Below are 9,498 nucleotides of genomic sequence, written 5' to 3'. Positions count from 1 at the left end.
GCTGGTTGGGCGGATGAACCTGGCACTGATGGATCCGGACTACCAGGACGACAACTTCTGGGTTAACAAAGCCCGCCGCCTGTTCGAGGCACAGGCGGCCAACCTGATGGACTACGCGGCCTTTCGCCGCCTCGCGTCCATCTTGGCGAATGATCTCGGCCAGATGCGCGTGCCATTTCGCGCGCAGCGTTATGTGGTGCCCGAAGCTTACCGTGACGACAACTCTTTTCTTTGGGACTTCAACGAACCCAATGTCCCGGCACCCGAGCCACTGGACCTACAGGTCAAAGCGCCGCAGCGACCAGATGCGGCTGCGCCGAATGAGGCAGTGAGCCAGTCGATGGCGGCCGAGATTGAACTGGGGCGTCAGACTTACCCGGAGTGGGATGCCCAGCTATCGCTGATGCGCAGTGACTGGTGCACGGTGATTGAAAAGCGGCCCGCCTGGCAGGGCCAGCGCGTCGTTGCGGCGCGGGACGCCTCGATCTTGCCATTGGCGCCGCTGATACGCTCGCGGCGCTTGAGTCGGCGCCAGCGGCTGCGCCGGCAATGGGAAGGCGATGACATCGACCTGAATGCAGCGATTGAGGCCATGCTCGATCAACGGCTTGAATTGTCGCCGGACCTACGGCTCTTCACGCGCGCCGGACGTGAAGAGCAGGCATCGAGCATCCTGGTTTTGCTGGATCTCTCCGAGTCGACCAACGACTGTCCCGGCACCAGCATGGAATCCATTCTCGATATCGAAAAAAAAGCAGCGCTGCTGCTCGTTCAATCGGTGATGCTCAGCGGCGACCGCATCGCTGTTCACGGCTTCTCGTCAAACACCCGCGCGGAGGTCAACTATTACCGTCTGCTTGAATTCGGCGCGCCACTGGATGCGGCTGCGGCCGCCATGATCCGATCGGTGCCGGGACGTTATTCGACCCGCATGGGTGCCGCACTGCGCCATGCTGTCGCTTGTCTGGCCAATGAGCCGTTCGATCATCGCGCCATTGTGTTGGTGACAGACGGCGCGCCTTCTGACATCGATGTGTTCAAGGCCGGCTACCTGATTGAAGATGCACGCGCCGCCGTACATGAGGGCAGGCGCTCGGGTGTACAGACCTTCTGCATGGCATTGGACCCGCAGGCCGATCCTTATGTAAGAAGAATTTTTGGCTGGAACAACTACCGCATCGTCGATGAACCGGAGAGATTACCGGCGCAGCTGGCCACTTTATACAACCGACTGGCGGCGTCATGAAATCAGACCGGGAAATAGGTAGCAAAATGCTACTCAGGACTCCGGCAGAACAAATCCATTGGAAAAAAGGCAATAACAGTGGCAAATAAGGACCCCATTCGCGTCGGCGTTCTATTCTCGGAAACCGGGGTCACTTCGACGATAGGCCGTTCTCAGCTGCAGGGCACCTTGCTGGCAGTTGACGAAATCAATGAGGCTGGCGGTATTGACGGCAGGGAAATCGTCCCCGTGCGCTACGACGCCCAATCATCTCCCGCGATTTACGCGGCGCTGGCCGAACGGCTCATTGTCCAGGACAAGGTCAACGTGATCTTTGGCTGCTATATGTCGAGTAGCCGCAAGGCTGTGTTGCCGATTGTTGAAAAATGGAACAAACTTTTGTTTTATCCCACCCTTTATGAGGGCTTCGAGTTTTCGAACAACATCATTTATTCGGGTGCTGCGCCGAACCAGAACAGCGTGCAACTGGCCGAATTCATGACGGCGAATTTCGGTGCGAGGGTATATCTGATTGGATCGAATTACATCTACCCCTATGAGTCCAACCGCATCATGAGCGATCTGGTTCTGCAGCGCCCCAACAGCAGCAAGGTGGGTGAACGCTATGTCAAGCTTGACGCCTCCGAGAGGGATTTTCAGCTGATCATGGCCGACATTCGAGCCACGGAGCCCGACTTCATATTCTCGACCGTCGTCGGCGACTCGACCGCCAGCCTGTACCGGGCCTATGCCGAGGCGGGGTTCAACCCGAAGACCATGCCTATTGCCAGCTTGACAACATCCGAGGCCGAAATATCGCAGATGGGTGCGGATGTTGCGTTGGGACATTTCACCGCAGCGCCTTACTTCCAGTCAATCAACTCGGAAACCAACTTGCGCTGCCTCGAACGCCTGCGCAAGCGCTTCGGATTCGAGTGCGTTCCCAATATGTGCTGGGAGGCTGCCTACTTTCAGGTCCACATTTACGCCAACGCCTTTCGCCACACGGGTCAAGACGATATCGGGCAGCTCCTACCCCGCATTTTGGGCAGCGAGTTCGAGGCGCCTCAGGGTCGGGTACGCATCGACCCCGCGAATCACCATACCTCGCTTTATCCGCGCATTGGCGTAGCCAATTCCAGGGGGCAGTTCACCATCGTTCGCGAAGCCACCCGGCCGGTGCATCCCGACCCTTACATGGTCACCCATTCGCTTGGCGACTGGACGGCGACCCTCAGTACGCTGGAGCTGTGAATTGGAAAATGGCACCCATCGACGCGCGGTGCGTACGACACCGCCCCTGTTAAAAGACCTTCGGACACTGAGGGTCGCAGTCTTTCACCCCGACGACGCTGATGGAAGGCAGCTGACCCAGCAATTGCAGCGCATCGGCTGTCAGGTTCAGGCTTTCTGGCCGCCGTTGCCGGCGCTGCCGGAGGGCATTGACGTTATTTTTCTGGCCGTGCGACCCGAGAGCATGGAGACGGAGTTCGAATGGCTTAAGGGTGAAGATGTTCCAACCATCATTGCGGTGGTCACCTATGAAAACCCCACCATCGTCGAAACCGTGCTGCATATCAGGGCGCAGGCCGTTCTGCCGAGCCCGATCCGTTCCTTCGGTCTGCTGTCAGCTCTGGTGGTTGCCCGCTGCGTTCATGGCGATCTGAAAAGCCAGGCTCGGCGCTTGCGCAAGCTGGATGCAAAGCTTCTAGGCGTGCGGCAGATTGCCGAAGCCAAGAGCATCCTCGTGCGCACGCGCCAGATCACGGACGACGCAGCCTACGACCTGATACGGGACCAAGCTATGAGCAAGCGTGTCACGACAGAAGAAATCGCCGCAGCCATCATCAATGCGAACGAAATTTTGTCGCATGGGCTGAGCCATTTAGTCCCCGCCGTCAGTGAGCTTGCCGCTGTTCGACGTACTTCTTGACCACATCAATATGCAGCCTTCTTTTTGCTGTGTCGCGTGCTATCTTTTTTAAAACTGCATCGGACTGACAAGCCCTGAGTCGAATGCAATCGTCCCCAGCGACACCGAAGGCCTCCATCTCATGCAAACAGGGGGAGTGGAATGCCCATTCCAAAAACTGCACTGTATTGCGCATCTTTGTGCGCGTGATGTCGCAACTGCAAGTATCAACGCCAACTCGGCGCAAATCACGGATCGCTTGGCACTACCCCGCAGCGTGGTTTTCTACTGGCCGAGATACTTTGCGCCGACCGACCGCTTTCCCAAAACTTCATTGTCGGCTTTGAGTCGCTATGAAAATATCTCCATAGCAGTCTTTTGGCGACATTCCAATTGAGCCTCAATGTCTCATTCCCGCGCCTGGAAGAAATGAATGCACGTGCGTTTCACCAACTCTTCCTAGCTGATCGGGTGCGAGGCCTGTGTTTGGTCATTTTTTCGGGGTAGCGGGTTTCGACTGAATGGGTATCGACTTGAAGGAGGCGCTGCTGCCGGTGCTGCGGCTGTCCTTACGCATCAGGCTTTCAAGCGTGACCCCCTCCAGCACCGCCAGGTAAGCGTCGGTAGCGGAACGCAGCACCCCTTTCAATCCGCAGGACGGGATCAGGATGCATTCATTTTTGCTTTTGTCGAAGCACTCGGCCATGAAAAAATCGGGCTCCGTGCTGCGCACTACGGCACCGATATTGATTTGCGCAGGCTCCTTGCCCAGCCTGAGCCCGCCGTTGCGGCCCCGCACGGTTTCGACTACACCCAGAATGCCGAGTTGGTGAACCACTTTCGTCAAGTGATTTTTGGCGATGCCGTGCACATCCGCGATGTCCTGGATGGTCACCAGCCGATCCCGATTTGCGGCGAGGTACATCAAGGTGCGCAGCGCGTAGTCGGTGTAGGTGGTCAGTCTCATTGCGCGATGAAGTTCCAGTGAAAGAGGCGTTGATGCGTGGGGCCAACTCCGTTGAAGGTTGCATTGATTCTATAGAGGTGACGTTTTTTTTGGAGGGAATTCCCGGTAAAGATGTATTTATATTGCGTGTTTGTAAATGATATATGTAGAATGCATCTTATTAAATTTGAGCGCTTTCAGATTTTTCAACTGCACCCCAAAAAGGAAATTTGCCATGCACGCTACGCGCAAACTCTGGACCTGGCTCGCTGTCATCTGTGTCATGTCCTTTGCCGTTCTGGGCTGGGTCGGCACCGAGATTTACCTGACAGCGCCGCCCATTCCCAAACAAGTCGTCAGCATCAAGGGGTCGGTGCTTTTTTCAGAAGGACAGGTTCAGCGCGGCCAGGAAGCCTGGCTTGCTGCTGGCGGCCAGCAACTCGGTTCGGTCTGGGGCCATGGCAGCTATCTGGCCCCGGATTGGTCGGCTGATTGGCTGCACCGTGAAGCGCTGGCGCTGCGCGCCGTGTGCCGGGCGATGTGGTGTTTGCCATCGGCACCGTGTTCCTGGCCCTGTTCGCCCTGCGCTTGCTGACCGGCGGCAAACGTAAACAGCCGGCACTTGTACCTGTGAGCCGCGCCAAACAGGCTTGATTGACGTTTTATCAACCGTTCCTTGAAGAGGCGGGCCCTGGCCGGCCTCTTCGATGGACACCCCCCAGGAGTATTTTTATGTCACACGATTGTTCCCTTCCCGTAACGTCCGAAGGCGTTTACCCGTTTGATGCGCGCGGCGTCGCCAAGCGATTCCGCCATGCTGCGATCTTTGGCGCGCTGGATGCGCTGCAGCCTGGCGAGACCATGCGTTTTTGCAATGACCATGATCCCTTGCCTTTGCTGTCGCAGATCAACGGCCACTTTGGCGCCAACGTGGTCATCGACTATGTACAGCGCAACCCGGGTGAAATCGTGATTGATTTCCGGGTGGTTGGCTGACATTCCGAAGCGAGCCCGGCACGCTGGTTGGGCCCCCGCCCCTGCCAGCCCCCGAATTACCCTGTGAACTACCTCGCCATCAAGCATCTCCACATCACCTGCGCAGCCATCAGCGGGAGTTTTTTTCTGCTGCGCGGCATCTGGATGCTGCTGGACTCGCCCATGCTGCAGCGGCGCTGGGTGAAAGTGGTGCCGCATGGGGTGGACACGCTGCTGTTGACGACGGCTCTGGTGCTGGTGTTCTGGAGCGGCCAGTACCCGTTTGTGCAGCCGTGGCTCACGGCCAAGGTGATCGCCCTGGTCGTCTACATCGTGCTGGGCACCCTGGCGCTCAAGCGCGGCAAGACCAAAGGCGTGCGGACTTTTGCCCTGGTCGCCGCGCTGGCAACCTTTGCCTACATCGTGGCGGTCGCGCTGACCCGGCAACCCTGGTGGCTGATTGGTTTTTTCCAGGCGGGCTGAATTGCCAGAATTTAAGCCAAATAGGCCTCAAGTCCATATGGGTTGCTGCCCAGCGCGGTAGTGTGGAAAATACGCCCGGGATTGACAATCGTCAGTTCAATATCAGCGAGCGCATTGACGAGGGCGTGCGCTCTGGCCGCATCAGCCGGCGCGAAGCGCGCAGCTTGCACAACCGGGAGCGCCGGATTGCACGTCAAGAGGCCCAATTCAAGGCTGTGACGGTATCTTGAGGTTGGCTGCAATGGTTTTTGCATGCCCTGCACAGGACTCCATCACGAAATTCGGGGAACCCGGCGCGTTGGTTGAACTCATAGGCTTACCATGGCGTGGACGGGCGATGCGCAGCCTCTGAATTTGTCCGTGAAATATGGTTTTTAATGACTGAAGGAGTGCCTGGTTTTGAATTTGTCCTCGATGCGTTCTGGCGCCGCCGTCTGGCTGGTGGGACTGGGAAGTCTCTCAACCCTGGCAGGCTGCGGCACCCCGCTGAAGACGTTTCCGTCACAGGAAGAGTTTGCTTCCACCGTGACCTATTCCCGGCTGTTTGACGCCACCGCCGCACAAACCTGCGAAGCCGCCAGACGGGCGTTGCTGAGCCAGGGTTACCTCATCAGCACCGCCAGAGAAGACCTGGTGGAGGGGCGCAAAAGCTTTCAGCCCGAGCCCGAGTCGCACCTGCAAATGGAAATCCGGGTTGTCTGCGCCCCGGACAGCCCCGACGGACAGGTCAGCCTTGGTTTTGTCACTGCCCTGCAGGACCATTACGCCCTGAAGAAAAGCAACAATTCGGCCAGTCTGGGCGTGGGCGCGCTGGGGTCGGTCTCGCTGCCGTTTAGCGCCAGCAATGATTCCATGGTCAAGGTGGCCAGCCGAACCATCTCGTCGGACGTTTTTTATGAGCGTTTCTTTGACCTGGTCAAACGTTATCTGGGGGTGAGCGAACCGGTGGACGATCCGCGTTGACGCAAGGCGGTCAGCGGCTGCGCACTGGTCGTTTTAAGCGTCCAGCCCGGGCAGCGCCGCGTCGCCGTCCCGCCAGCTGCCCGGCGCCAGGCCTTCCAGGCTGTAGGGGCCGATGGCGGCGCGAATCAGCCGCAGCGTGGGAAAGCCCACGGCCGCCGTCATGCGCCGCACCTGGCGGTTGCGGCCTTCCTTGATGGCCAGCTCGATCCAGGCGGTGGGGATGGACTGGCGAGCGCGAACGGGCGGCGCCCGTTCCCACAGCGCGGGCGGCGGCGCCATCGGCTGCGCCCGGGCCGGGCGGGTCGGGCCGTCATTGAGCTGCACGCCGCGCCGCAAGGCTTCCAGCGCGGCCTCGTCAGGCACGCCTTCCACCTGCGCCCAGTAGGTCTTTTCCATCTTGAAGCGCGGGTCGGCAATGCGGGCCTGCAGCTTGCCGTCGTTGGTCAACAGCAGCAGGCCCTCGCTGTCCGCGTCCAGCCGGCCGGCCACATAAACGCCCGGCAGGTCGATGAAGTCTTTGAGCCCGCGCCAGCGCCCTTCCGGCGTGAACTGGCTGAGCACGCCGTAGGGCTTGTTGAACAGAATCAGGCGTGAGGCCATGTGAATCAGCAGCCCAACTGGTCGGCCAGTGCCAAAAAGTCTTTGGCATGCCGGGTGTTGGCGGGGTGGGGCGAAATGTCTTTGGGGTGGGCAGCGCCAAACTCGGCCGGTCGCTCAATGTAGGCGGTCTGCAGGCCGCAGGCGCGCGCGGCGGCCAGGTCGTCCTGGTGGGCCGCCACCAGCATTACTTCAGACGGTGCCACGTCAAACACCTTGGCCACGCCCAGGTAGGTGGCGGGGTCGGGCTTGTATGCCCGAAACACCTCGGCCGACAAAATGCAGTCCCACGGCAGGCCGCCGCGCTTGGCCATGTCGGCGAGCAGGCCGATGTTGCCGTTCGACAGCGTGCAAATCGTGTAGCGTGACTTGAGCCGCGTGAGCCCTGCCACCACATCGGGCCACGGGTCCAGGCGGTGCCAGGCTTTGTTCAGGTGCTTTTTGTCGTCTTCAGTCAGGTCGCCCAGGCCGAACTGCTCCAGAATACCGTCAAGAATGAGGCGATGCAGATCGTCAATCAGCGTCCAGCCCAGCTCGCCAGACATGACCCGGCGCATCGCGGGCTGGTAGCCGGCACGCCAGGCCAGCGCAAACGCGTCGCCGTCTATCGCCGGCCGCAGCGCCTGCACCTCGCGGGCAATGCCGCTGTGCCAGTCGACAACGGTGCCGAACACATCGAACGCCAGGACTTTGGGGGGGGAGGGGGGATTTGTGCGCATCCGGTCATTATCAGTAACGGATGCGGGGCTGCGGGTTCAAGTTTTGTTTTAATTGGCGATTGAACATGGCTGTAGCCGCAATCAATGCGGGCGAAATTTGCTACTTAATTGGTCGCGGTTTGGCTTTTCGTGGTTGGGCTGGCCGGGAGTCGCCCCGGCGGGCGAGTCCGGCCAGCCCAAGCCAGCAAGGCCAACCCACAACAAAAACAATGACGAACTCCACCAAAAACCACTTCACCGACCCCCAACAAAATCAGAAGCCCCACACCTACCCCTTGCGCCCCGCTTCCGCCAGATACTCAGCCAGCAATTTGGCCGCAGCAGACAAGGAGCGCTCGTCCTGAAAGCAGATCGCAAAGCGGCGCTACACCCACCCGTGGCCTGGCGCTGGCGGGTGGCGAGCACATTCCCTATAAAAGTACCGGCGCCATGGTCGCCGACGGACCTGATCGGCGGCCAGGTCGAAATGGGCGTGGTGGCCTTGCCTGCAGCGCTGGGCCACCTAAAAAGCGGGTATTTCGCTCGCCTAGGCCCCAAGGGGTAGCAGCGCTCAAAATATGCGAATCGCGGTGGCCCATGCACAAAATCGCATGAAAACTGCGCGCACCTTGCGTCAAGATGACACATCAAAAAAAACACCCCCCATTTTTCAAGGACACACACGATGGCAGATTTATTTGACAACCCGATGGGCCTGATGGGCTTTGAATTCGTCGAGTTCGCCTCACCCACGCCGGGCCTGCTGGAGCCGATTTTTGAGCGCATGGGCTTTACGCTGGTGGCCAAACACCGTTCCAAGGACGTGCTGCTGTACCGCCAGGGCGACATCAATTTCATTGTCAACCGCGAGCCCAAAAGCGTGGCCGGCTACTTTGCCGCCGAGCATGGGCCCAGCGCCTGCGGCATGGCGTTTCGCGTCAAGGATTCACACCTTGCCTACAACCGGGCGCTGGCGCTGGGCGCGCAGCCGATTGAAATCAAGACCGGGCCGATGGAGTTGAACCTGCCCGCCATCAAGGGCATTGGCGGCGCGCCGCTGTACCTGATTGACCGCTTTGAAGACGGCAAATCGATTTACGACATTGATTTCGTGTTTCTCGAAGGCGTGGACCGCCACCCGCCCGGCCATGGCCTCAAACTGATCGACCACCTGACGCACAACGTGTACCGGGGCCGCATGGCGTTCTGGGGCGGATTTTATGAAAAACTGTTCAACTTCCGCGAGATCCGCTACTTTGACATCCAGGGCGAGTACACCGGCCTGACCTCGCGCGCCATGACCGCGCCCGACGGCAAGATCCGCATCCCGCTCAATGAGGAATCCAGGCAGGGCGGCGGCCAGATCGAGGAGTTTTTGCTGAAGTTCAACGGCGAAGGCATCCAGCACATTGCGCTGATCTGCGACGACCTGCTCACCACCGTGGACAAGCTCGCGCTGGCGGGCGTGCCACTGATGACGGCACCCAGCGAAAGCTACTACGAGATGATTGATGGCCGCCTGCCCGGCCACGGCCAGCCCGTGTCTGCGTTGCAGACGCGCGGCATCCTGCTGGATGGGTCCACCGGAGGCGGCACGCCGCGCCTGCTGCTGCAGATCTTTTCGCAACCACAACTCGGCCCGGTGTTCTTTGAGTTCATCCAGCGCAAGGGCGACGAGGGCTTTGGCGAAGGCAATTTC

Annotated in this window: 11 protein-coding genes and 1 pseudogene; 9 read left to right on the top strand and 3 right to left on the bottom strand. The window is 59.5% G+C overall.

The genetic code is table 11. The features are described 5' to 3' along the window. From Q8K05_RS14870 to Q8K05_RS14860, 3 genes are all read left to right on the top strand, one after another. Positions 1-1,246, top strand: a 1,246-nt coding sequence (locus Q8K05_RS14870; protein WP_305247406.1) for a nitric oxide reductase activation protein NorD, incomplete at its 5' end; no start/stop codon positions are given. A gap of 78 nt (positions 1,247-1,324) precedes the next feature. Further along, positions 1,325-2,479, top strand: coding sequence for a transporter substrate-binding domain-containing protein (locus Q8K05_RS14865; protein ID WP_305247405.1), 1,155 nt, complete (start codon positions 1,325-1,327; stop codon positions 2,477-2,479). Position 2,480: 1 nt separating this feature from the next. After that, positions 2,481-3,158: an ANTAR domain-containing response regulator gene (locus Q8K05_RS14860; RefSeq protein ID WP_305247404.1), complete on the top strand. Its 678-nt coding sequence runs from the start codon at positions 2,481-2,483 to the stop codon at positions 3,156-3,158. Between the two features lie 469 nt (positions 3,159-3,627). Here Q8K05_RS14860 and Q8K05_RS14855 read toward each other — a convergent pair whose 3' ends face one another. Further along, complete coding sequence (locus Q8K05_RS14855) at positions 3,628-4,104, bottom strand: Rrf2 family transcriptional regulator (protein ID WP_305247403.1); 477 nt, start codon at positions 4,102-4,104, stop codon at positions 3,628-3,630. Between the two features lie 214 nt (positions 4,105-4,318). On the opposite strand from Q8K05_RS14855, the pseudogene Q8K05_RS14850 reads away from it, so the two are divergent. The 5 genes and pseudogenes from Q8K05_RS14850 to Q8K05_RS14830 form a co-directional block, all read left to right on the top strand. Then, positions 4,319-4,606: pseudogene (locus Q8K05_RS14850) on the top strand (nitric-oxide reductase large subunit); the annotation flags it as partial. A gap of 209 nt (positions 4,607-4,815) precedes the next feature. Then, positions 4,816-5,079, top strand: a complete 264-nt coding sequence (locus Q8K05_RS14845; RefSeq protein WP_305247402.1) for a DUF2249 domain-containing protein — start codon at positions 4,816-4,818, stop codon at positions 5,077-5,079. A 63-nt stretch (positions 5,080-5,142) separates the two neighbouring features. Beyond that, positions 5,143-5,541: a SirB2 family protein gene (locus Q8K05_RS14840; RefSeq protein ID WP_305247401.1), complete on the top strand. Its 399-nt coding sequence runs from the start codon at positions 5,143-5,145 to the stop codon at positions 5,539-5,541. Between the two features lie 62 nt (positions 5,542-5,603). Then, on the top strand, positions 5,604-5,771 hold the full coding sequence (locus tag Q8K05_RS14835; RefSeq protein WP_305247400.1) for a hypothetical protein: 168 nt from the start codon (positions 5,604-5,606) through the stop codon (positions 5,769-5,771). A gap of 184 nt (positions 5,772-5,955) precedes the next feature. Beyond that, the gene (locus Q8K05_RS14830) at positions 5,956-6,504 is read left to right on the top strand and encodes a DUF2242 domain-containing protein (protein WP_305247407.1); all 549 of its coding nucleotides are present in this window, start codon (positions 5,956-5,958) and stop codon (positions 6,502-6,504) included. Positions 6,505-6,537: 33 nt separating this feature from the next. Here the strand turns inward: Q8K05_RS14830 and Q8K05_RS14825 are convergent, their stop codons facing one another. Beyond that, entirely contained in the window at positions 6,538-7,104 is a 567-nt protein-coding gene (locus Q8K05_RS14825) for a pseudouridine synthase (RefSeq protein WP_305247399.1), read from the bottom strand. Between the two features lie 5 nt (positions 7,105-7,109). Next, positions 7,110-7,820: a haloacid dehalogenase type II gene (locus Q8K05_RS14820; protein ID WP_305247398.1), complete on the bottom strand. Its 711-nt coding sequence runs from the start codon at positions 7,818-7,820 to the stop codon at positions 7,110-7,112. A 664-nt stretch (positions 7,821-8,484) separates the two neighbouring features. On the opposite strand from Q8K05_RS14820, the gene hppD reads away from it, so the two are divergent. Next, positions 8,485-9,498: 4-hydroxyphenylpyruvate dioxygenase (gene hppD / locus Q8K05_RS14810; RefSeq protein ID WP_305247397.1), on the top strand; the 1,014-nt coding region annotated here is incomplete at its 3' end.

This window comes from Polaromonas sp. (assembly GCF_030682935.1).
Lineage (GTDB): Bacteria > Pseudomonadota > Gammaproteobacteria > Burkholderiales > Burkholderiaceae_C > Polaromonas.
Note: the sequence above shows the minus strand (reverse complement) of the source record. Positions and strands in the feature narration are given on the sequence as shown.